The organism is Cupriavidus sp. P-10 (assembly GCF_003402535.2).
Taxonomy (GTDB): Bacteria; Pseudomonadota; Gammaproteobacteria; order Burkholderiales; family Burkholderiaceae; genus Cupriavidus.
The window spans coordinates 2876068-2898783 of record NZ_AP025170.1 but is presented as its reverse complement, the minus strand read 5'-3'; the positions used below and the strand labels follow the sequence as shown (position 1 = coordinate 2898783).

General features: G+C 67.0%; 21 protein-coding genes and 1 tRNA gene. 11 read left to right on the top strand and 11 right to left on the bottom strand.

What is annotated here, in order from left to right:
- Window positions 1-86: 86 nt before the first annotated feature.
- The 3 genes from aspT (CTP10_RS13340) to CTP10_RS13330 all read right to left on the bottom strand — a co-directional run bounded on the left by aspT (CTP10_RS13340) (window position 87) and on the right by CTP10_RS13330 (window position 4560).
- Complete coding sequence (aspT, locus tag CTP10_RS13340) at window positions 87-1772, bottom strand: aspartate-alanine antiporter (RefSeq protein ID WP_116318004.1); 1686 nt, start codon at window positions 1770-1772, stop codon at window positions 87-89.
- A 99-nt stretch (window positions 1773-1871) separates the two neighbouring features.
- Window positions 1872-3557: an aspartate-alanine antiporter gene (gene aspT, locus CTP10_RS13335; RefSeq protein WP_116318265.1), complete on the bottom strand. Its 1686-nt coding sequence runs from the start codon at window positions 3555-3557 to the stop codon at window positions 1872-1874.
- 259 nt (window positions 3558-3816) lie between these two features.
- Window positions 3817-4560 carry a M48 family metallopeptidase gene (locus CTP10_RS13330; RefSeq protein ID WP_116318003.1) on the bottom strand — a complete coding sequence of 248 codons (744 nt, stop codon included), beginning with the start codon at window positions 4558-4560 and terminating at the stop codon, window positions 3817-3819.
- A 209-nt stretch (window positions 4561-4769) separates the two neighbouring features.
- On the opposite strand from CTP10_RS13330, the gene CTP10_RS13325 reads away from it, so the two are divergent.
- Complete coding sequence (locus tag CTP10_RS13325) at window positions 4770-5042, top strand: BrnT family toxin (RefSeq protein ID WP_116318002.1); 273 nt, start codon at window positions 4770-4772, stop codon at window positions 5040-5042.
- Window positions 5002-5286, top strand: coding sequence for a BrnA antitoxin family protein (locus CTP10_RS13320; protein ID WP_116318001.1), 285 nt, complete (start codon window positions 5002-5004; stop codon window positions 5284-5286). Before CTP10_RS13325 ends, CTP10_RS13320 begins: the two co-directional genes overlap by 41 nt.
- Window positions 5287-5334: 48 nt before the next feature.
- Here the strand turns inward: CTP10_RS13320 and CTP10_RS13315 are convergent.
- Window positions 5335-5419, bottom strand: a tRNA-Leu gene (locus CTP10_RS13315).
- Window positions 5420-5613: 194 nt separating this feature from the next.
- Here CTP10_RS13315 and CTP10_RS13310 point away from each other — a divergent pair.
- Complete coding sequence (locus CTP10_RS13310) at window positions 5614-6534, top strand: alpha/beta hydrolase (protein ID WP_116318000.1); 921 nt, start codon at window positions 5614-5616, stop codon at window positions 6532-6534.
- A gap of 9 nt (window positions 6535-6543) precedes the next feature.
- Here CTP10_RS13310 and CTP10_RS13305 read toward each other — a convergent pair whose 3' ends face one another.
- From CTP10_RS13305 to CTP10_RS13290, 4 genes are all read right to left on the bottom strand, one after another.
- The gene (locus CTP10_RS13305) at window positions 6544-7428 is read right to left on the bottom strand and encodes an NAD(P)-dependent oxidoreductase (protein WP_116317999.1); all 885 of its coding nucleotides are present in this window, start codon (window positions 7426-7428) and stop codon (window positions 6544-6546) included.
- A gap of 44 nt (window positions 7429-7472) precedes the next feature.
- Complete coding sequence (locus CTP10_RS13300) at window positions 7473-8669, bottom strand: ABC transporter substrate-binding protein (RefSeq protein ID WP_233527989.1); 1197 nt, start codon at window positions 8667-8669, stop codon at window positions 7473-7475.
- A 75-nt stretch (window positions 8670-8744) separates the two neighbouring features.
- Window positions 8745-9908, bottom strand: a complete 1164-nt coding sequence (locus CTP10_RS13295) for a methyltransferase (RefSeq protein WP_116317998.1) — start codon at window positions 9906-9908, stop codon at window positions 8745-8747.
- A gap of 110 nt (window positions 9909-10018) precedes the next feature.
- The gene (locus CTP10_RS13290; RefSeq protein WP_063240158.1) at window positions 10019-10960 is read right to left on the bottom strand and encodes a CysB family HTH-type transcriptional regulator; all 942 of its coding nucleotides are present in this window, start codon (window positions 10958-10960) and stop codon (window positions 10019-10021) included.
- A 165-nt stretch (window positions 10961-11125) separates the two neighbouring features.
- Here CTP10_RS13290 and CTP10_RS13285 point away from each other — a divergent pair, with 165 nt between their 5' ends.
- From CTP10_RS13285 to cobA, 7 genes are read left to right on the top strand one after another with little or no spacing between them, the layout of a single operon-like run.
- Window positions 11126-11899 (top strand): sulfite exporter TauE/SafE family protein, encoded by a 774-nt coding sequence (locus tag CTP10_RS13285; RefSeq protein WP_116317997.1) that lies wholly within the window; start codon window positions 11126-11128, stop codon window positions 11897-11899.
- A gap of 28 nt (window positions 11900-11927) precedes the next feature.
- The gene (locus CTP10_RS13280; protein ID WP_116317996.1) at window positions 11928-13610 is read left to right on the top strand and encodes a nitrite/sulfite reductase; all 1683 of its coding nucleotides are present in this window, start codon (window positions 11928-11930) and stop codon (window positions 13608-13610) included.
- Window positions 13611-13628: 18 nt separating this feature from the next.
- On the top strand, window positions 13629-14213 hold the full coding sequence (locus CTP10_RS13275; RefSeq protein ID WP_116317995.1) for a DUF934 domain-containing protein: 585 nt from the start codon (window positions 13629-13631) through the stop codon (window positions 14211-14213).
- The gene (locus tag CTP10_RS13270) at window positions 14210-15022 is read left to right on the top strand and encodes a phosphoadenylyl-sulfate reductase (protein WP_116317994.1); all 813 of its coding nucleotides are present in this window, start codon (window positions 14210-14212) and stop codon (window positions 15020-15022) included. The genes CTP10_RS13275 and CTP10_RS13270 overlap by 4 nt, the downstream gene beginning before the upstream one ends.
- A gap of 13 nt (window positions 15023-15035) precedes the next feature.
- Complete coding sequence (gene cysD, locus CTP10_RS13265) at window positions 15036-16013, top strand: sulfate adenylyltransferase subunit CysD (protein ID WP_442875087.1); 978 nt, start codon at window positions 15036-15038, stop codon at window positions 16011-16013.
- A 25-nt stretch (window positions 16014-16038) separates the two neighbouring features.
- Complete coding sequence (locus CTP10_RS13260; RefSeq protein ID WP_116317993.1) at window positions 16039-17343, top strand: sulfate adenylyltransferase subunit 1; 1305 nt, start codon at window positions 16039-16041, stop codon at window positions 17341-17343.
- A gap of 38 nt (window positions 17344-17381) precedes the next feature.
- Window positions 17382-18182 carry a uroporphyrinogen-III C-methyltransferase gene (gene cobA, locus CTP10_RS13255; protein WP_116317992.1) on the top strand — a complete coding sequence of 267 codons (801 nt, stop codon included), beginning with the start codon at window positions 17382-17384 and terminating at the stop codon, window positions 18180-18182.
- A gap of 84 nt (window positions 18183-18266) precedes the next feature.
- Here cobA and CTP10_RS13250 read toward each other — a convergent pair whose 3' ends face one another.
- From CTP10_RS13250 to lptF, 3 genes are read right to left on the bottom strand one after another with little or no spacing between them, the layout of a single operon-like run.
- A complete protein-coding gene (locus tag CTP10_RS13250; RefSeq protein WP_116317991.1) occupies window positions 18267-18665 on the bottom strand; it encodes a sirohydrochlorin chelatase in 399 nt (132 codons plus the stop codon).
- An 8-nt stretch (window positions 18666-18673) separates the two neighbouring features.
- Window positions 18674-19843 carry an LPS export ABC transporter permease LptG gene (gene lptG, locus CTP10_RS13245; RefSeq protein WP_116317990.1) on the bottom strand — a complete coding sequence of 390 codons (1170 nt, stop codon included), beginning with the start codon at window positions 19841-19843 and terminating at the stop codon, window positions 18674-18676.
- Window positions 19840-20967 (bottom strand): LPS export ABC transporter permease LptF, encoded by a 1128-nt coding sequence (gene lptF / locus CTP10_RS13240; protein WP_116317989.1) that lies wholly within the window; start codon window positions 20965-20967, stop codon window positions 19840-19842. The genes lptG and lptF overlap by 4 nt, the downstream gene beginning before the upstream one ends.
- Window positions 20968-21154: 187 nt before the next feature.
- Between lptF and CTP10_RS13235 the strand changes: the two genes are divergently transcribed.
- Entirely contained in the window at window positions 21155-22693 is a 1539-nt protein-coding gene (locus CTP10_RS13235) for a leucyl aminopeptidase (RefSeq protein ID WP_116317988.1), read from the top strand.
- The last annotated feature ends 23 nt before the right edge of the window (window positions 22694-22716 follow it).

Genomic DNA, 22716 nt, shown 5'->3' with positions numbered 1-22716 from the left:
TTGCTCCTGTGTAGACGCTTGTCGGGTTGGGCCGGCGGGCCGGAATGTCAGGTGGCGGCCCGCGCAGCGTGAAAGGCAGGGAAGGGCTATACGAGGCCCACCACCAGCGGCCCCAGCAGGGTCAACAGCACGTTGGCGAGGGCGTAGGTGATGGCGAAGGGAACGGTCGGCACCGGGCTTTCGGCCTTGTCGAGGATGCCGCCGAAGGCCGGGTTGGCACTGCGCGAGCCGGACAGCGCGCCGGCCAGCAGCGCGGCGTTGTCATACCTGAGCACGTAGCGGCCGAACAGCATCGTCAGGAACAGCGGCAGCAGCGTCACCACCGCGCCCAGGATGAAGATGGTCAGCCCGCTCTGGCGCAGCGTCGACACCGCCTGCAAGCCTGAATTGATGCCGACGATGGCGACGAACGCGGCCAGCCCGAAGTCCTTCAGCAGCTGGCACGCGGCGGTCGGCATGGCGCCGAACATCTTGTGCTTGGAACGCGCCCAGCCGAACACCAGGCCCGACAGCAGCGCGCCGCCGCCCGCGCCCAGCGTCAGCGGGATCGAGCCGACGCGCCAGACCAGGAGGCCGATCAGCAGGCCTACCAGCACGCCGGCGCCGAAGTAGACGAAGTCAGTCTTCTCGCTGGGCACCAGCTCGTAGCCAGCCATCCCGGCCGCGCGCTTGGTGTCGGCGGGGGTGCCATACAGCGTGATGATGTCGCCATGCTGCAGCTTCAGTTCGGGCAGCAGCGGCAGCGGGTGGTCATAGCGCTCGATGCGCTCGATATAGACGCCATGGCGCATGTCGCGCCCCACCATGTCGACGATCTCCGCCACGGTCTTGTTGTTCATGCCCTTGGCGGTGAACACCACGTTGCGCGACTGCATGACCGCGCCCATGCCGTCGGCGTCGGCCACTTCTGCCCCGATCAGCGCGGCCGTCGGCACGATCGCATCGCGGCGGCCGACCAGCAGTACCAGGTCGTCGTGCTGCAGCACGAGGTCCTGCGTGACTTCGAGCTGCTTGCCGGCGCGCTGCACCTTTTCCACGGTCACCAGGTCCTCGCCGCCGATCTCCAGTTGCGAGACGGTCTTGCCGGTAGCATCGTTCACGCGGTAAAGCCGGCCCACCAGGCGCGGCAGCGCGCCGCGCTGGCCCGGGCCGAACTGCGGCAGGCCGCCGTGCAGCTGCGCCTCGACCTTCTTGGCGTCAGTCTTCAGGTCCGACTTCATGAAGCGCGGCAGGATGTTCACGCAGACAATGATCGCACCCAGCGAGCCGAACACGTAGGTCACGGCATAGCCGATCGCCACGTTGGCCTGCAGCGTCTTGACCTGGTCGGGGGGCAAGCCCAGCTTGGTGATGGCATCGCCCGCCGTGCCGATGATTGCCGACTGCGTCATGCCGCCGGCGGCCAGCCCCGCGGCCAGGCCCTTGTCGAGATGGAACAGCTTGGCCAGCACCACCACCGTGACCAGGCCGCACAACGCCATGAAGACCGCCATCGCGATCTCGCGCAGCGAGCTGCGGTTCAGCGAGTTGAAGAATTGCGGACCGCTTTCATAGCCGACCGCATAGATAAAGACCGCGAACATCACGGCCTTGACGCCATTGTCGATCTCGACGCCGACCTGGCTGATCACCACCGCGGCGAGCAGCGAGCCCGCCACGCCGCCGAGCTGGAAGCGCCCGAAAGTAAGCTTGCCGATGGCGTAGCCGACCGCCAGGGAAAGGAAGAGCGCCGATTCGGGCGACTTCTGGAAAATGTCATGCAACCATTCCATCGAAGGCTCCTGAAGCGAGTGATGCGGATTGGGAGAGGAGGCGTTGCATCGTCTTGGGGTGGTGGTGGGTAATCGATGTGCGCGGCGGCATCGGTCCGGCTAGCGCGCCAGAGCGCCGGCCATTGCCACCGCGATGGGGCCCAGCAGCGGCAGCAGCACGTTGGAAATGGCGTAGGTGATGGTGTAGCCGATCACCGGCGTGCCGTTGCCGGCGGCATTGGTGAGCGCCATGATGGTCGGCGTGCTGCAATGCTGGCCGGCGACCGCGCCAAGCAGGATCGGGGTTTCCAGCTTGAGCCACCAGTGGCCGATCGCCAGCGAAACCGCCGCGGGCACGATCGACACCAGGATGCCCGCCACCGGCAGGATCAAGCCGTATTCGCGCACCAGCTTGACCGCATCCGGGCCAGCCGAGAGGCCCACCGCGGCAATGAACGTGGCCAGCCCGAAGTCCTTGAGGATCTCCGCCGCCGGCGACGGCAGCGAGCCCACCACCGGCGCGCGTGCGCGCAGCCAGCCGAAGATCAGTCCGGAGACCAGGCAGCCGCCGCCGGTGCCGAGCGTCAGGTCGGCCTGGCCCACCTTGACGCTGAACCCGCCGAGCAGCATGCCCAGCAGCACGCCGATGCCAAGGAACACAAAGTCGGTCTTGACCGTCGGCGTGACCACGTAGCCAAGCTCCGGCACCACGCGCTGCACGGCTTCCTGCGGACCGCTCAGCGTCAGCACGTCGCCCCGGCGCAGCACGGTGCTGGCAAGCGTTGGAATGCGATGCTCCATGCGCGTGATGCGCTGGATGTAAACGCCGCGCGCCAGCCCCACGTCGGCCACCTGCCGCAGCCGCGCAAGCGACAGGCCCGCGACTTCTTTGCGGGTGAGCAGCACTTCCTGCTCGGCCTGCACGGCGTCCATGCCGGGTTCGTCGGGCAGCTCGGTGCCGACATTGCGCGCGAAGTCGACCATCGCGTCGCGGCGGCCCACGGCCAGGATCACGTCGCCGACGCGAAGGATTTCCTCGGGCGCCGGGCGGAAGGTGTTGTCGCCGCGGCGGATGCGGCGGATGGTGACGCCAAGCTGTACGGTCCGCTCGGCCTCGATGACGGTCTTGCCGGCGAGGTGCTCGACGCGCAGCAGGCGACCCACCAGCAGCGGCAACGCGCTGCGCTGGTCCGCGCCCATGTCGTTCTCGCCGCCGAGCTTCTGCCACAATTGCGCGGCGGATTCGCGCAGGTTCACGCGCAGCAGCCACGGCGCGAGCTGGCTGGTGAGCAGGACGATCGACACCAGCCCGAACAGGTAGGTCACGCTGTACGCCGTGACGATGTTGGTCTGCAGCACGCGCACCTGCTCGGCCGGGATGCCAAGCCGCGCGATCGCTTCGGAAGCGGTGCCGATCACCGCCGACTCCGTGGCGGCTCCGGCCAGCAACCCCGCCGCCGTGCCCTGGTCGAGCCGCAGCAGCGGCACGGCGATGGCCAGCAGCGCGAGCAGCACGAACGCTTCCACCAGCGACAGCAGGCCGATGCGCCATTCGCGCCCGACATTGGCAAAGAACTGCGGACCGCCGGTGAAGCCCAGCGCGAAGATGAACACGGCAAAGGCCACGTTCTTGACGTCGTTATCGAGGTGCGCGCCGGATTGCCCGATCACCAGCGCGGCGATGAGCGTGCCGCAGATGCCGCCGAGCTGGAACGGGCCGAAGCGGATCGCACCGATTGCATGGCCAACCGCGAGCGCAAGGAACAGTGCGATTTCTGGCTGTCCTGCGAGCAGGGCGGAGAGCATTTCCATGGCGCGGCGGCGTGTCCTCGGGGCGGGAAAGACAATGACTGCGTATGCCACACCGACCGGCAAATGCAGCGTGAGGCATTATCCCCGCCCGTTTCGGGCCGGCGTACTGAAAGCTTTCTCCGCTGAATTAAGCGCGGTCGACATTCCGCGCGCGTGTCTGCCCGATACCCGTGAAGGGGGCAAGCGTGAGGGGAGAGGCAGCGTAGACCGCCTCACCCGAACGGGTGCGGCGGCACGGCAGGATGCGGCGCGTTCAGCGCCCGCCGGCGAGGCGGGCTTCAATATGCTTCGCGCGATCCAGTGAACCGGGGTGTGTGCTGAGCATGCTCGACTGCCCGCCGTCGAGCTGCGACATCTTGCGGAACGCGGAGGCCAGCGCCTGCCGGTTGGCACCGTTCTTGGTCAGCAGGTCGAAGGAATAGTCGTCGGCAGCGGTTTCCTGGCGCTGCGAAAACTGCGCGTTGACGAAGGTCTCGGCCAGTTCGCCGATCTGGGACGACGACAGTGCCGTCAGCGTAGCGATACTGGTCGATCCCAGCAGGCCGCGCGCAGCCGCGGTGGTATAGGCCACCTGCATCGCCGCCTTGGTGTGGCCCAGCGCCACATGGCCGATCTCATGGCCGAGCACGCCGCGCACCTCGTCGTCGGTGAGGAAGTCCATCAGCCCGCTGTAGACGCGCACGCAGCCATTGGCCATGGCCCACGCGTTGATGTCCTTGGTCACGTAGACCTTGGCATTGAGCGGCAGCCCGGTATTGCTCAGCCCGCTCATCACGTTCGCGAGCCGCTTGGTGTAGGTGCTGTCGGCCGCGGCAATGGTGTTCTTCTGGTCCATTTCCGCGCACGACTGGTCGGACAGCGTCTTGACGTTGGTGTCCGACAGCGTGGCCGCGGTAAACAGGCTGCCGCCGGCCTGGGTCAGGTTTTCCATATTGGCGCCGGCGCAGCCGGCCAGAAGGGTGGCGCAGGCTAGGGCGGAAAGGTGCAGTCGGCTCATGGTGGCTCCGGTGACAGGATGGCAATGCCAAGGATAGGAAGCCAGGCGCATCGGCACCAGTGGGCGACGTCCGACACAGCTTCAAACTCTGGCCCGCAAGGAATCGCAGGTATAAGCGAAGTGACGCGTTAGGCCGGTGGTGCCGAGATAATTTAGTACGTACAAAAAATAGGTTGTGTTCCGAATATTCGTAAGTACAATTAAATGCCGTGATCATTGAATTCGATCCCGCCAAGCGAGACCGGACTCTGACCGAGCGCGGGCTCGATTTCGCGCGGGCGGCGGAGGTTTTCGCAGGCACCCACTTCACTGGCGAAGATGCCCGTGACAGCTACCCCGAGCCCCGCTACATCACGGTCGGAACGATGGATGGCCGCATGGTCGTCCTGGTGTGGACGACGCGTGGCGAGGCCCGCCGCATTATCAGCATGAGGAAAGCCAATGAGCGGGAGCAAGCGCGCTACGTCCACCACCTGGGTTGATCCGGATGACGCACCGGAGCTAACCGACGAATTTTTCAGGCAGGCCGACTTGCTGAAGGGCGACAAGATCGTCAAGCGGGGGCGTGGCCGTCCGCGCGGCACCACCAAGACAGCCACCACCGTGCGGCTCGATGACGATGTACTTGAGGCTTTGAAGGCGAGCGGGCCGCGCTGGCAAACGCGGCTCAATATATTGGTTCGCGATTGGCTGAAGACGCACAAGCTCGACGAAATCGAGGTTTAAGGATGAGCCGGAGCCACCCCACATGCGGGCTTGCTTTGGAAGGGAATCTGGTGCCCGGGGTCGGACTCGAACCGACACGCCTTGCGGCGGGGGATTTTGAGTCCCCTGCGTCTACCTGTTTCACCACCCGGGCAGGTGTGACGGCATCGGAACCGATGCCGGGCTGAGCCGGCGATTATGCCGCAATTCCCCCCAACCGACAACCGGCCGCGAGGGCCATGGTAATGGCCCGGATAACTTTTGCGTGGCGAAGCCGGTTAGCATCGCCGTCACCGCGCACCACCGACGCCGCGCCAACTTGTCCAGACTCCGCACGCACCGACCGCCATGACCGACCATGCCTCGCTGGCGAGCCTCGCCAGCCTGCCCTCGCAAGACCCCGGCTTCTACGAGCGCGAATACAACAACCGCGCCAACGTTCCAGATAACCCGGCGCATATGGCGCGCTGGGGCGAGTGGTCGGCGCAGGTGCGCGAGCGCGGTGGCTTGATCGCGGACCTGAGCTATGCCGATGCGGGTTCGCGGCATCCGCAGGATGAGACGCTGGATTATTTCCCGGCGTCGGCGGATGGCGGGGCAGCGCCGCCGCTGCTGGTGTTTGTCCACGGCGGCTACTACCGCGCGCTGGACAAGCGCGACCACAGTTTCGTCGCCAGCGTGCTGCCGGCGCAGGGGGTGTCGGTGGCGGTGGTCAACTATTCGCTGGTGCCGTCGGTAACGGTGCCTGAGATCGTGCGGCAGGTGCTGCGCAGCGTGGCGTGGCTGTACCGGCAATCCGGCGAGCTGGGGCATGACCGGCAACGGCTGTTCGCCGCCGGGCATTCCGTCGGCGGCCACCTGGTGGCAATGCTGATGGCGGCGCGCTGGCCGCAGCTGGCGCAAGACCTGCCCGCCGACCTGATCAGGGGCGGGCTGTCGGTCAGCGGGTTGTATGACATGGAGCCGCTGCGCCGCGCCGCGTTCCTGCAATGCGACCTGCGGCTATCGGACGACGACGTGGCGAGGCTCTCGCCGGCCTACATGACGCCGGCCACTGCCGCGCCGCTGTCGCTCGCGGTGGGCGAACTGGAAGCGGCAGAGTACCACCGCCAGCATGCGCTGATGCGGGCGGCGTGGCCCGCCAACGTCGGCAGTCCGGCCGCGAGCGATCTCGTGCTGCCGGGCTGCCATCACTTCAACGTGCTCGATGGCTTCAATGATGCCGACAGCGCGCTGGTGCGCGCCGTCCTGCGCCTGACGGGCAGCTGAGCGTCGGGCTCAGCCCTCCAGCACGCGTAGCAGCGACGAGGTATCGTCCTTGCCCCAGCCGTTGGCCATCAGCGTGCGCAGCTGCGCCGAGGTGGCCTGCATCGCCGGCAGATCCAGGCCGATCTCCTCGGCGATATCGCGCGCCAGCCCGAAGTCCTTGTCGTGCAGCCGCGCCTCGATGCCTGCGGCGAAGTTGCGCGACACCATCTTGGGCCCCATCAGGTCGAGCATGCGGCTGCCCGCCATGCCCGTCGACATGGCTTGCAGCACGCGGCCGGTATCGACGTTCTGCGCCGAGGCAAAGCGCATGGCCTCGGCGATGCCTTCGATATTGACCACCTGCGCGATCTGGTTGCACAGCTTGGCGACCTGGCCGGCGCCGTTGTCGCCGATATGCGTGATGGTCGTGCCCAGCAGTTCCAGCAGCGGCAGCACGCGTTCCAGCACCTCGAGCTTGCCGCCGACCATGATGGTCAGCTTGCCGGATGCGGCGGCCGTGGTGCCGCCCGACACCGGGCAGTCGAGCGCCTCGAGGCCGCGCGCGGCCAGTGCCGCGGCGATGTCGCGCGTGACCACCGGCGAGATCGTGCTGTGGTCGACGCACACCGTGCCGGGCGCCGCGCCGTGGATCACGCCTTGCTCGCCCAGCAGGACTTCGCGCACGTCCTCGGACGAGGTCACGTTGGTGAACACGACGCTGGCGCCGCGCGCCGCCTCGGCGGGCGTGAAGAACGGCTCCGCACCCAGGCCGCGCGCGGCCTCTGCGGCTTCGGGGCGGCGTACGAAGGCGCGCACGGTGTGCCCGGCGGCGAGCAGGTGGCGGACCATGTGCGAGCCCATGGCGCCCAGGCCGATGAAGGCAACAGTGACGGAAGGGGTGGAAGTAGTGGTCATGATGCGATGCTTCCTTTCAGAAGGCCGGGTTCGGCGGGCGATGGCTACTTGTCGCCCGCATAGGCGAACTTGCCGTTGCGGATCACCCCCATCACGCGCGAACGCTGGTCGAAGCCCTGGTGGTCCTTCGCGTTCAGGTTCAGCACGCCGTTGGGGATGGTGAGATTGGTGGTGGATTCGAGCGCGTCGCGCATGGCGGCGCGGAATTCGCGCGTGCCGGGCTGGGCGCCGGTCTTGAGCGCGCGGCGCGCGGCGTCGTCCAGCAGCAGCCACGCGCCCCAGGCGTCGCCGGCAAACTGTGTCACGCTGTCGGCGCCGTACTTGCCCTCGTAGCGGTTGACGAAGTCCAGCGCGACCTTGCGCACGGGGTGGCTCTCGGGCAGCTGGCGCGCCACCACGACCGGCCCGGTCGGGAACAGCGTGCCTTCGACGTCCTTGCCACCCATGCGCAGGAATTCCCAGGTGGCGATGCCGTGGGTCTGGTAGACCTTGCCCTTGTAGCCGCGCTCGCCCAGCGTCTTCTGCGGCAGCACCGAGGGCGTGCCGGCGCCGGCGATCAGCACGGCGTCGGGGTTGGCGGCCATCAGTTTGAGCACCTGGCCGGTCACCGAGGTGTCGTTGCGCGAAAAGCGCTCGTTGGCGACCACCTTGATCTTGCGCACCTCGGCCAGCTTCGAGAACTCGCGCCACCAGCTTTCGCCATAGGCGTCGGCAAAGCCGATGAAGCCGACTGTCTTGATACCGTGGTCGCTCATGTACTCCGTCAGCACGGTCGCCATGTGCGAATCGTTCTGCGGCATCTTGAAGGCCCAGCGGCGCTTGGCGTCGGTCTGCGGCTCGACGATCGACGCCGACGCGGCCAGCGCCACCATCGGCGTCTCGCCCTCGGATACGGCGTCGAGCGCGGCCAGTGCGGTCGGCGTGATATTGGGGCCGACGATCACGTCGACCTTTTCCTCGGAAATCAGCTTGCGCACGTTGCGCACCGCCGCGGCCGGGTCGGAGCCGTCGTCGAGGATCACGTAGTGCGCCTTCTGGCCGCCCAGCGTCTGCGGCCACATCAGCACGGTGTTCTTGGAGGGGATGCCGATCGAGGCCGCCGGCCCGGTGGTGGACACGTCGATGCCAACGCGGATATCGGCCAGCGCGGCGGCGCTGGCGCAGAGCAGGGTGGCGAGTAGTGTTGCGGGTAGGGCGGTGGGCAGCAGGCGGGGCAACGCGCGGGGCAACGCGCGGGGCAACTTCGGCATCTTGTCTCCTCCGGTCTTATTTGTGACGGGAAGGATAGCCGAACTCCGCCTGCAAGGGCACGCGCGTCAGCGCACGCCCAGCCGCCAGAGCGTGGTCACCTCGGCCGACCGCGCCGCATGCAACGGATCGGTGGGGTCGGCGGCGCGCGGATGGCGCGGGCGGATATCGGAGCGGCCCAGCACCTTGAGCCCGGCGGCCTCGATCCAGCCTTCCAGCTGCGCGCGCGGGCGCAGGCCCAGGTGCTCGGCCAGGTCGGACAGCAGCAGCCAGCCTTCGCCGCCGGGCTCCAGGTGGTCGGCCAGGCCGTCGAGGAAGCCGCGCAGCATGGCGCTGTCCGGGTCATAGACGGCACGCTCGACCGGCGAACTCGGCCGGGCCGGCACCCACGGCGGGTTGCACACCACCAGTGGCGCCCGGCCTTCCGGGAACAGGTCGGCCTGCACGATCTCGACCGGGCCGGCGTAGCCGAGCTGGCCGATGTTCTCGCGGGCGCAGGCCAGCGCACGCGGGTCCTGGTCAGTGGCGACGATGCGCTTCACGCCGCGCCGGGCCAGCACCGCGGCCAGCACGCCGGTGCCGGTGCCGATGTCGAAGGCCAGCGCCTTCGACGGCAGCGGCTCGGCGGCGACCAGGTCGACGTACTCGCCCCGCACCGGCGAGAACACGCCGTACCAGGGATGGATGCGGTCTTCCAGCGCCGGGATCTCCACGCCTTTCTTGCGCCATTCGTAGGCGCCGATCATGCCCAGCAACTCGCGCAGCGACGCCACATAGGGTTCGCCTGCGGGGCCGTAGGCCTGTTCACAGGCTTCGCGCACATCGGGCGCGCGGCGCAGCGGCACGCTGTGGTCGGCCTCGAACGGCAGCAGCAGCATGCCCAGCGTGCGGGCGCGCTGCGATTGCGCCAGCCGGTGCAGGTGGAAGGCCTCGGTGGCGGAGCCGGGCGCGCCCTTGGCCTTCTGGCCCGGCCGGCTGGCCTTCTTGGGCTTGCGCTCGGTGCGCCGCGCCAGGGCGTTGAGCAGCTGGCGCGCGTTCTGGAAGTCGCCGCGCCACAGCAGGGCAGTGCCTTCGCAGGCGAGACGGTAGGCGGTGTCGGCGCTGGTGGTGTCATCGGCGACCACCACGCGGCGCGGCGGCGGGTTGCCGGCCTCGGAGCGCCAGGCGGCGCTGCGCTCGGTGCCGTCCTCGGTCCAGTGGATGCGGGGCAGTTCGCTGGTGGCTTCGCTCATGGGTTGGCTCATGGGTTGGCTCACAGCGCCTCCGGCCGGCGCGGCGTGACGGGAATGCAATGCATGTTGGGTTTGCTTCTTATATAGAGAGAGGCGGCGGGGTGCCGCCCTCAGAGTTCGTAGGCTTCGTGCTCGCCCGACATGGCCTGTTCGACCAGCTTGCGGTTCAGTGTCGGCGAGAACAGCTCGATAAAGGTGTAGACAAAGCTGCGCAGGTAGGCGCCCTGCTTGACCGCCAGGTGCGTCACATTGCTGCCGAACAGGTGGCCGGCGGAAATCCCGCGCAGGTTGCGGTCGCGCTCGGCATCATAGGCCACGCCGGCGACGATGCCCACGCCCAGGCCGATCTCCACGTAGGTCTTGATCACGTCCGCGTCGATCGCCTCTAGCACGATGTCCGGCTTCAGGTGGCGCAGCTCGAAGGCCTTGTCGATCTTGGGCCGGCCCGCAAAGTTGGGGTCGTAGGTGATCAGCGGGTAGCCCATCAGGTCTTCCAGCGCCAGGTGCTTCTTGTCCAGCAGCGGATGGTCGGGTGGCGTAATCACCATATGCGTCCACTGATAGCCCGGCAACGACACCAGGTTCTTGTCGTCGGTGATGCCTTCCGTGGCGATGCCGATATCGGCCTGGTCATGCAGCAGCATGTCGGCGATCTGCGTCGGGTTGCCTTGCTGGATCGACAGCCGGACCTTGGGGTAGCGCTTGGTGAACTCGCCGATCACCCGTGGCAGCGCATAGCGTGCCTGCGTATGGGTGGTGGCAATGGTGAAGTTGCCCTGGTCCTGTGCGGCATAGTCCATGCCGACCCGCTTCAGGCTCTCGACCTCCTGCAGGATCTTCTCAACGGAGGTGAGAATGCGCCGCCCCGGTTCGGTCAGGCTGCGAATCCGCTTGCCGTGGCGCGTGAAGATATCGACACCCAGCTCTTCCTCCAGCTCGATGATGGCCTTGGACACGCCAGGTTGTGACGTGTAGAGCGCTTTGGCGGCTTCGGTCAGGTTGTAGTTCTGCCGGACGGCCTCACGCACGAAGCGAAACTGGTGGAGGTTCATATAACTCGGGTCGTATAAACAAACAACTTCTTATTAGTTTGAGGTATGAGGCCAGTTTATTACGATTCTCGAACTTTGTTAATGAACGTCCTGCCCTCAGTGCGTCCGCTCGCAGCCCCCGGATTGTGATGCGAGCCTCACGGGCCAGGGCCCACCGAGTCCCCCATGTCGCTGGCCTATACCGTTTCCGGTCTGTTTGTAGGCGTCCTCGTCGGTCTGACCGGCGTGGGTGGGGGCTCGTTGATGACGCCGCTGCTGACGCTGCTGTTCGGCTTCTCGCCGGCCACCGCGGTCGGCACCGACCTGGCTTTCGCTGCGATCACCAAGGGTTTCGGCACCATCGCGCACCGCGCCCACGGCCATGTGCAGTGGCAGGTGGTGCGGCGCCTGTGCATCGGCAGCCTGCCGGCGGCGGTCGTGGCCATCCTGGTGCTCAAGAGCGCGGGTGAACTCAATGCGCAGTGGCTGCACGCGATCCGCGTGACCATCGGCGTGTCGGTGCTGCTGACCGTATTGTCGCTGCTGTTCCGCAAGCAGATGCTGGCCTGGCTCGAACGCAACCCGCGCTTCCAGCTGCATGGCCGTGCCCAAATCATCGCCACCATCGTGGTGGGCGCAGTGATCGGCGTGCTGGTGACGGTGTCGTCGATCGGCGCCGGCGCGGTTGGCGCCACGCTGATCCTGCTGCTGTATCCCCATATGAAGCCGGCCGAAGTCGCCGGCACCGATATCGCCTACGCCGTCCCGCTGACGGCGCTGGCAGGTCTGGGCCACGTGTGGCTCGGCACCGTCAACTGGAATTTGCTGCTAGCACTGCTGGTGGGTTCGATCCCCGGCATCTGGCTGGGCGCGCAACTGTCGCGGGCGCTGCCCGAGCGGCTGGTGCGCGCCGCCCTGGCGACCACGCTGACGCTGGTCGCCATCAAGCTCGTTTCCTGAATTCAACGAATACTGAACGGACCCCGCCATGTATCAGTACGACCAATATGACCAGCGCATCGTCAACGAGCGCGTCGCCCAGTTCCGTGACCAGGTGCGTCGCCGCCTGTCGGACGAGCTGACCGAGGAAGAATTCCTGCCGCTGCGCCTGCAGAACGGCCTGTACATGCAGCGCCACGCATACATGCTGCGCGTGGCGATCCCGTACGGCCTGTTGTCGGCGACGCAGCTGCGCAAGCTGGCCCATATCGCGCGCGAGTACGACCGCGGCTATGGCCACTTCTCGACCCGCCAGAACATCCAGTACAACTGGATGGAGCTGGAGCGCGTGCCCGACGTGCTGGCCGAGCTCGCCAGCGTCGAGATGCACGGCATCCAGACCTCGGGCAACTGCGTGCGCAACATCACCACCGACCACTTCGCCGGCGTCGCGCCGGACGAGTCGGTCGATCCGCGCGTGCTGGCCGAACTGCTGCGCCAGTGGAGCACGTTCCAGCCGGAGTTCGCTTTCCTGCCGCGCAAGTTCAAGATCGCGATCTCGGCCTCGAAAGACGACCGCGCCGTGGTGCAGATGCACGATATCGGCATCTACGCCTACAAGAATGCCGAGGGCGAAACGCGCCTGCGCATCCTGGCCGGTGGCGGCCTGGGCCGCACGCCGATCCTGGGCTCGATCATCAAGGACGACCTGCCGTGGCAGCACATGCTGACCTACGTCGAATCGGCCATCCGCGTGTACAACCGCTACGGCCGCCGCGACAACAAGTACAAGGCCCGCATCAAGATCCTGGTGAAGGCCATCGGCGTGGAGAAGTTCGCGCAGGAAGTCGAGGAAGAATGGCAGCACAGCAAGGACGGCCCGGCCACGCTGACGCAGGTCGAGTTCGACCGCGTGGCGCAGTACTTCACGCCGCCCGCGTATGAGAAGCTGGCCGACACCGACGCCTCGTACGAAAATCACCTGCTCGAAGACAAGGCGTTCGCACGCTGGGTCAGCCGCAGCGTGCACGGCCACAAGGTGCCGGGCTACGCCGCGGTGACGCTGTCGACCAAGCCGGGCCTGGCCTCGCCCCCGGGCGACGCCACCGACGCGCAGATGGAAACCGTGGCCGACCTGGCCGACCAGTTCGGCTTCGGCGAACTGCGCGTGGCGCACGAGCAGAACCTGGTGCTGCCGGACGTGAAGAAGCAGGACCTGTACGCGCTGTGGCAACTGGCCAGGAAGGCCGGCCTGGCCACGCCGAACATCGGCCTGCTGACCGACATCATCGCCTGCCCGGGCGGCGATTTCTGCTCGCTGGCCAACGCCAAGTCGATCCCCATCGCGCAGGCGATCCAGGACCGTTTCGACGACCTGGACTATGTCTATGACCTGGGCGAGATCTCGCTGAACATCTCGGGCTGCATCAACGCCTGCGGCCACCATCACGTCGGCAACATCGGCGTGCTGGGCGTCGACAAGGACGGTTCGGAGTGGTACCAGGTCACGCTGGGCGGCGCCCAGGGTAACAAGACCGCGCTGGGCAAGGTGATCGGCCCGTCGTTCAGCGCCGAGGAAATGCCCGAGGTGGTGACCCGCATCATCGACACCTTCGTGGCCAACCGCATCGAAGACGAACGCTTTATCGAAACCCTGTCCCGCATCGGCATCGCCCCGTTCAAGGAGCGCGTCTATGCCGACAAGCAGCCGCGCGAGCGCGCTGAAGCCTGAGGACCGGAGAGACTGAACATGGCAAAGATCATTCAACTGCAACGCGACGGTGCGAACGTCACCCCGGTGATCGTCGAAGACAACTGGACCGTGCTGCGCGCCACTGAAGAGCAACCGCTGACCGAGGAACTGGTCGCTGCTGCCGTGCAAGGCCAGGACGCCGTGCTGTTCCCGCTGTCGGTGTGGAAGGCCAATGAAGCGCTGCTGGCCGGCCGCGACGCGGCACGCACCGGCGTGTGGCTGGCGCCGGAAGACGAGCCGGGCGATGCCGCCGCGTACTTCGACCGCGTGTCGCTGGTGGCGGTGGACTTCCCGGTGTTCCGCGATGGCCGCGGCTTCTCCACGGCCTACCTGCTGCGCACCCGCTACAAGTGGGAAGGCCAGCTGCGCGCCATCGGCGACGTGCTGCGCGACCAGCTCAACTTCATGAAGCGCTGCGGCTTCGACGCCTTCGCGGTGCGCGCCGACAAGAACATCGACGACGCCATCAAGGGCTTCACCGAGTTCACGGTGACCTACCAGGCTTCGGTCGACGAGCCGCTGCCGCTGTTCCGCCGCGCCCGCACCGAAGATGGCGTCGTGCAACCGAAGGCCACGGCATGAGCACGGTGCTGAGCGATATTGCGGTGGTGGCAGACACGGGTGCCGGTTCAGTGTCCGGCCTGCGTCCGCCCGCGCTGTGGGTCGCGCCCGAATACACCGGCAGCATCGAAGCGCTGGAACAGAAGGAGCGCGAGCTGGGCGAGCGCCTGGCCGGCATCGCCGCGCGTTTTTTCCGCGCGCGCTTTGCCTCCAGCCTGGCCGCCGAAGACATGGTGCTGACCGATGCCATCCTGCGCGGTACCCCCGCCGTGCGCGCTGGCATCCGTGTCTTCACCCTGCAGACCGGGCGCCTGCACGCCGAGACCCTGGCGGTGCTGGACAAGGTGCAGTCGCACTACGGCTACAGCATCGAGCAGTACACGCCGGACGCCGAGGCAGTCGAGAACTACCTGAAGAAGCATGGCCTGAACGGCTTCTACGACAGCATCGACCTGCGCAAGGAATGCTGCGGCATCCGCAAGGTCGAGCCGCTCAACCGCGCGCTGTCGCACGCCGACGCCTGGCTGACCGGCCAGCGCCGCGAGCAGGCCGTGACGCGCGCCGAGCTGCCGTTCGAGGAAATGGACGACGCCCGCGGCATCCCCAAGTTCAACCCGCTGGCGGACTGGTCCGAGCCGGAGGTGTGGGCCTACCTGAAGCGCCACAACGTGCCGGTCAACGACCTGCACGCCAAGGGCTATCCCAGCATCGGCTGCGAACCCTGTACGCGTGCAGTGCGCGCGGGCGAGGACGTGCGCGCGGGACGGTGGTGGTGGGAGAGCAAGGACTCGAAAGAGTGCGGGCTCCACGAACAGAACATCAAGCATTGAGGCCGGTACAAAAATGGGCATCATGAACGACATCGCAGAAGCAGGGTTGACGCAAACGAGCAGCGTGGCGCACCTGTTGCAGGTACAGAACGACCATCTCGACCGCCTGGAAGCGGAATCGATCTACATCATCCGCGAGGTGGTGGCCGAGTGCCGCAACCCGGCGCTGCTGTTCTCCGGCGGCAAGGATTCGATCGTGATGCTGCACCTGGCGCTGAAGGCATTCCGCCTGGGCGAGCGCAAGATCGAGCTGCCGTTCCCGCTGGTGCATATCGACACCGGCCACAACTACCCGGAAGTCATCACGTTCCGTGACCAGCGCGTGGCCGAACTGGGTGCGCGCCTGGTGGTGGGTCATGTGGAAGACTCGATCAAGCGCGGCACCGTGCGCCTGCGCAAGGAAACCGATTCGCGCAACGCGGCGCAGGCCGTGACACTGCTCGAAACCATCGAGGCGCACAAGTTCGACGCGCTGATGGGCGGTGCCCGCCGCGACGAAGAGAAGGCCCGCGCCAAGGAGCGCATCTTCTCGTTCCGCGACGAGTTCGGCCAGTGGGACCCCAAGGCCCAGCGCCCCGAGCTGTGGAGCCTCTACAACGCCCGCATGGCGCAGGGCGAGCAGATGCGCGTGTTCCCGATCTCGAACTGGACCGAGCTGGACGTGTGGCAGTACATCGCCCGCGAGAAGCTGGCCCTGCCGCCGATCTACTATTCGCACCAGCGCGAAGTGGTGCGCAAGAACGGCCTGCTGGTGCCGGTCACGCCGATCACGCCCAAGCAGGACGGCGACGTCAGCGAAGTGCTGTCGGTCCGCTTCCGCACCGTTGGCGACATCAGCTGCACCTGCCCGGTGGCCAGCGTTGCCGATTCGCCGGAAGCGATCATCGCCGAGACCGCGGTGACCGAGATCACCGAGCGCGGCGCCACCCGCATGGACGACCAGACCAGCGAAGCTTCGATGGAGCGCCGCAAGAAGGAAGGCTACTTCTAAGCCGCACGCAGCAAAGGATCCAGACATGACTCACCAAGCAACCCACCAAGGCCTGCTGCGCTTCATCACCGCCGGCTCCGTCGACGACGGCAAGAGCACGCTGATCGGCCGCCTGCTGTATGACAGCAAGGCTGTGCTGTCGGACCAGCTGACCGCGCTGGCCAATGCCAAGAACAAGCGCACCGCCGGCGAGCAGATCGACTTCTCGCTGCTGACCGACGGCCTGGAAGCCGAACGCGAGCAGGGCATCACCATCGACGTGGCCTACCGCTACTTCTCGACCGCCCGCCGCAAGTTCATCATCGCGGATACGCCGGGCCACGAGCAGTACACCCGCAACATGGTTACCGGCGCGTCGACCGCGCACGCGGCCATCGTGCTGGTCGATGCCACGCGCGTCACCGTCAAGGACGGCCGCGCCGAGCTGCTGGCGCAGACCAAGCGCCATTCGGCGATCCTCAAGCTGCTGGAAATCCAGCACGTGATCGTGGCCGTCAACAAGATGGACCTGGTCGACTTCAGCGAGCAGACCTTCAACGAGATCCGCGCCGCCTACGCCGAACTGGCCGAGCAGCTGGGCCTGAAGGACGTGCGCTACGTGCCGGTCTCCGCGCTGCGCGGCGACAACATCGTGCACGCGAGCGACGCCACGCCGTGGTACCAGGGCGAGCCGCTGCTGCCGCTGCTGGAAGACCTCCCGGTGGAAGAGGCCGCGCCCGAGGACGACGCCGCGCTGCGCTTCCCGGTGCAGCTGGTGATCCGCCAGGACGGTTCGCAGTCGGACGACTTCCGCGGCTATGCCGGCCGTGTCGAGGCCGGCACCGTGCGCGTCGGCCAGAAGCTGCGCGTGCTGCCCGCCAACCGCGATGCCGTGGTGGCCGAGGTGCTGACGCCCAACGGCGCCGCGGAATCGGCCAATGTCGGAGACACGGTCACGGTGCGCCTGGCCGAGGACGTCGATGTATCACGCGGTGACATGTTCGTTGCCGCCGATGCGACCACGGCCTCCGCCAAGAAGCTGCAGGCCGACCTGTGCTGGTTCGACGACGAGTCGCTGAACCCGTCGCGCAAGTACGTGCTCAAGCACACCACGGCCAGCGTGTTCGCGCGCGTGTCGTCGGTGGATCGCGTGCTGGACGTGCATACGCTGTCGCACGAGACCGGCCGCCACGACATCCGCCTGAACGACATCGGTTCGGTGCAGATCTCGCTGCAGAAGCCGATCGTGTGCGATGCCTACGGCGACAACCCGGCGACCGGCGCATTCGTGCTGATCGACGAGGCGACCAACCACACGGTGGCCGCAGGCATGATCCGTGCGTTCTCCTGATCGGTAACGAACAGGAACGAGCGGACAAGGGGCAACAGATGGACAAGCAGGCGCAGAAGACCTACGGCAAGGTGTTCCTCATCGGGGCAGGCCCCGGTGCGGCAGACCTCATTACGGTGCGTGGTGCACGGCTTTTGGGCGAAGCCCAGGTGGTGCTGCACGATGCACTGGTGTCGCCGGAGATGCTGGCCTGGTGTCCGCAGGCCGAACTGGTCGAAGTCGGCAAGCGCTGCGGCCAGCGCTCCACCGCGCAGTTGTTCATCAACCGCCAGATCGTGGACCTGGCCAGCAAGTACGAACGCGTGGTGCGCCTGAAGGGCGGCGATCCGATGCTGTTCGGCCGTGCCGACGAGGAACTGCAGGCGCTGGAAGCGGCCGGCATCGAGTATGAAGTGGTGCCCGGCATCACCGCCGCGCTGGCGGCTGCGTCGGCCATCGGCAAGCCGCTGACCAAGCGCGGCGTGTCGCGCAGCGTGGCGTTTGCCACGCAGGCCAAGGCGGCGGACGGCGAGGGCTCGGCCGATATCGAAGCCGCGGTCAAGGCCGATACGCTGGTCTACTACATGGGCCGCGACCAGGCCGCTTCGATCGCCGCGCAGCTGATCGCGCACGGCAAGCCCGCGTCGACGCCGGCATGGGTGGTGGAAGCCGCCACCACGCCGCGCCAGCGCAGCCGCGAGTTCACGCTTGGCCGGATGGCGGCAGGCGAGGCCGCGGCCTGGATCGACCCGGTGCAGCCCAGCCTGCTGATGATCGGCGAGGCGCTGGCCGCGCGCGCCACCGAGTCGCCGCGGGAAGACGCCGGCACGACCGGGGTGCTCACCCCGCGCGCTGCCTGAGCCGAAGGCTCCGCGCCACAAAGACAAAGCCCCGTGCCGGTATGCCGGCACGGGGCTTTGTTCATTCGTGGATCCATGGGCCGCTCAGGGCTTTGCAGGATCCCCAGCCGGCAGCGACGCCATGCAGTAGGCCGCGATCGCATCCAGCACCGCATCGGACTCGCCGACCGCGGCCGCGCAATGGATCCGCAGGCCGGAATGGGCCTGCCGGCACTGGTCGAGCAGGGCCGGCAGGTCGCGCCGGATGTGGCCGCCCTGGCCGAAGAACACCGGCACCACTGTGACCTCGCCGACGCCGCCCGCGGCCAGTTCCGCCAGCGTATCCGGCAGCAGCGGCGACATCAGTTCCAGGAACGCCAGCCGCACCTCGCAGCCGGGCAGGGCGGCAACCAGCTTCTGCTGCAGCCGCTCGAACGGCTCGCGCCAGCGCGCATCGCGCGCGCCGTGCGCGAACAGGACCAGGGCACGATCGCTAGCTGCCATGGCCGTCCTCAGTGCCGGTCAACCCAGCGCAGGGCCAGCAGCGCCACCGTCAGGTAGAGCGTGCCTGGCACCAACGCGGAGATGATGGGCGGCCAGGTATGCAGCAGGCCGACGTGCGAGAACAGCGTATTCGACAGGTGGAACGACAGCCCCAGCATGATGCCGCCGAACACCTTCACGCCCACCGCGCCTGCACGCGCGTGCAGGTAGGCGAAGGGCAGCGCCAGCGCCACCATCACGAACAGCGTCAGCGGGTAGATCACCTTCTTCCAGAACGCGATCTCATAGCGCTGCGTGTCCTGCTTGTTGTCGCGCAGGTGGCGGATATAGCGGAACAGGTCGAGCGTCGACATCCGCTCCGGCGTCACCAGCAGCACCGACAGGATCTGTGGCGTCAATTCCGAGTGCATGGCCACGCGCGGGAATTTCAGCTGCTCGGCACGGAAATCCGGCGACAGGGCATCACGCGGCGGTGCGCTCCTGGCCGCATCGGCCTGCGGCATCAGCTCGGTGAAGCGTGTCTCGCTGACCCCTTGCAGCTCCCAGGCCTGGCTGCCCTGGTAGCGGCCTTCCTTGGCCACGCGGATCACGCGCAGCCGGTATTGCGGGTCGAACTCGTAGATGGTGATGCCGGTGATGGTCTGGTCCGGCCGCAGCCCCGCCACGTTGACGAAGCGGGTGATCTCGCCGCCGCCGGCCGGGTCCTGGTCGCGGTCCTTGACCCAGACGCCGGAACGGAAGCCCGCCGACACCGTCGCGCCGATCGCCTCAAGCTTGATCTTCTGCGCGTACTGCTCGGCGCGCGGGCCGATGAACTCGCCGAAGATAAAGGTCACGATCGCCAGCGGCACCGCCAGCTTGAACAGCGAGAACAGCGCCTGCCGAGTATTCAGCCCGGCGACGCGGAAGATGGTGAACTCGGACTGGCTGGCCAGCTGCGAGAACACGTAGATCGCACTGATCAGCACCGCGATCGGCAGCACCTCGTAGACCCGGGTTGGGGCCTGCAGCAGCACGTGGAACAGCGCCACCAGGGAGGTGTACTGGGCGTTGACATTCTCCAGCTCATTGAGCATGTCGAAGAACACAAACAGCGACAGCACCGCGAACAGGATGAAGGCGAACACGCCATAGACCAGCCGGCCGAAGTAGCGTTCGTAGACGCGCAGGATCCTCATGCCCGGCTCCCGCTGGTGGCGGCATTGCGCCGTTTCAGGCCGAACACGGCGCTCCAGCCGCCCAGGCTGCGGTTCTGCCGGTAGCGGAACAGCACCAGCGCCCCCAGGAACACCGTCAGGTGGATTGGCCACCAGGCCAGCCAGAACGGCATCGAGCCGTTGCGCACCCAGGATTGCGTCAGGTTGATCAGGTTGCTGTAGGTCAGGTAGATCAGCACCGCGAACACCAGCGGGGTATAGCGGCCCAAACGCGGGTTCACGTAGGCCAGCGGAATCGCGATCATCACGAAGTTAAAGGCCAGGATCGGCAGCGAGATGCGCCAGATCAGCTCGCCCAGGTTCTCGCGCGTGGGGTTGCGGATCAGCTCGATGGTGTCGCGGCTCTTGGGCGGCAGCTTGGCCTCGGACTCGGGCGGCTTGCTGTCCACCTTGACCGCATAGCGTTCGAACTCGACGATGCGGTAGTCGATCTGGCCGGGCGTGCCGGAATAGCGGCGGCCGTTTTCCATCACCACCATGCGGTCGCCGTTGGGCATGGTCTCGAACTTGCCCTGGTGCGCCAGCGCCACGCCGATCTTGTCGGCTTCGGAATTGGCGACGAAGACATTGCGCGCATGCTTCATGTCGGGGTCCATGCCCTCGATGAACAGCACGTAGTTGGCCTTGGCGGGTTCGATGAAGCGGCCGGCGGCGATCATCGACATCACCCCGCGCTGCTCGAAGCGGTCGCGGAACAGCGCGCTCTGCTGGTTGGCCCACGGCCAGGCGAACATGCCCAGCAGCAGCGCCAGCACGATGAAGGGCGCCGCGAACTGCAGCACCGGCTTGACCAGGTCGCGCAGCGAGATGCCGGCCGAGAACCACACCACCATCTCCGAATCCTTGTACCAGCGCGTAAGCACGATCAGGGTGGAGATGAACAGGGTGGCCGACAGCAGGATGGACAGGTAGCCGATGGTGGCCAGGCCGATCAGCATCAGCACGTCGTTGGGGCTGGCCTTGCCGCTGGCGGCCATCCCCAGGATGCGGATCACGAGCGACGTGAGCATGAAGGTCAGCATCACCAGGAACACCGCCCCGGCGGTGTAGGCGAGCTCGCGTCGCAGGGCTTGTTGAAGGATCATGCGGGTTCTGTTCCGGGCTGCCGGCCGGAGCGGGCGATGTGCCGTGCGAGGTGCCTGGCAGAACAGCGGGCTGGCAGCACAACTGGCTGGCAGCGTGACCGGGGCGTATCAGCGGCGGCAGGTCGCGGGGTAAAAATCGCGGATAATAGAGGCTTTCGTGTCTAACGAGCCCCTGGAAGGAAGCGCGATGGAATTTAGCACAAAAGCCCTGGATTGGAGTAAAGCCGGCCAAAATGGTTTCCTGGCGACCAAGACTGACTGCCTCGTGGTCGGCCTGTTCGAAGGCCAGAACCTGGCCGGCGTGGCCAAGGCGCTGGACACGGCCACCAAGGGCTTGGTGGCGCGGCTGGTCAAGCAGGGCGATTTCGAAGGCAAGCGCGGCACCCACCTGATGCTGCATGAAGTGGCCGGCATCGGTGCCGCGCGCGTGCTGCTGGTGGGCCTGGGCAAGGAAGCCGAGTTCTCGGACAAGGCCTTTGCCGACGCCGTGCGCACCGCGGTGCGTGCCTTGTCGTCCACGCGCGCCACCACCGCGCTGTGGTGCCTGGCGCAGCAGGCGCCGCAGCAGCGCGAGGTCTCCTGGGCCATTATCACCACCATCACGCTGGTGCGCGACGCCGGCTACCGGCTGCTTGAGCGTCATCCCGGCCTGAAGCGCGCCAATGCCAACGGCAAGCCCAACGGCGCCGACAAGTCGACGCTGCGCAAGGTCGTGATCGCGGTCGACAGCAGCGACGCCCGCGCCGCCACCCAGGCCGCGGTGCGCGGCACCGCCATCGCCAACGGCATGGAAGTGACGCGCGACCTGGGCAACCTGCCGTCCAATATCTGCACCCCGACCTACCTGGCCAATGCCGCGCGCAGCATCGCCAAGCGCCACAAGCTCAAGGCCGAAGTGCTGGGCCGCAAGCAGATCGAGTCGCTCAACATGGGCGCGTTCCTGGCAGTGACCAAGGGCAGCGAGGAGCCGCCGCAGTTCATCGTGCTGCGCTATGACGGCGCGGGCGCCAAGCAGGCGCCGGTGGTGCTGGTGGGCAAGGGCATCACCTTCGATACCGGCGGCATCTCGCTCAAGCCGGGCGAGGGCATGGACGAGATGAAGTACGACATGTGCGGCGCCGCTTCGGTGCTGGGCACCATCCAGGCCGTGGCGGAGATGGGCCTGAAGCTCAATGTCGTGGCCGTGGTCCCGACCTGCGAGAACATGCCCAGCGGCATCGCCACCAAGCCGGGCGATGTCGTCACCAGCATGTCTGGCCAGACCATCGAGATCCTGAACACCGACGCCGAAGGCCGCCTGATCCTGTGCGACGCGCTGACCTATGTCGAGCGCTTCAAGCCGGCCGCGGTGATCGACGTGGCCACGCTGACCGGCGCCTGCATCATCGCGCTGGGGCACCAGAACAGCGGCCTGTACTCGCGCTCCGACATGCTGGCCGACCAGTTGCTGCAGGCCGGCCGCCATGCCATGGATACCGCCTGGCGCATGCCGCTCGATGACGAGTACCAGGAGCAGCTCAAGTCCAACTTCGCCGACATGGCCAATATCGGCGGGCGCCCGGCAGGCAGCGTGACCGCGGCCTGTTTCCTGTCGCGCTTCACCGAGAAGTACGACTGGGCCCACCTCGACATCGCCGGCACCGCCTGGAAGAGCGGCGCGGCCAAGGGCGCCACTGGCCGCCCGGTGCCGCTGCTGACGCAGTTCCTGATGGACCGCGCGGCCTGACGGCCGCAGTCAGCCACCCCGGC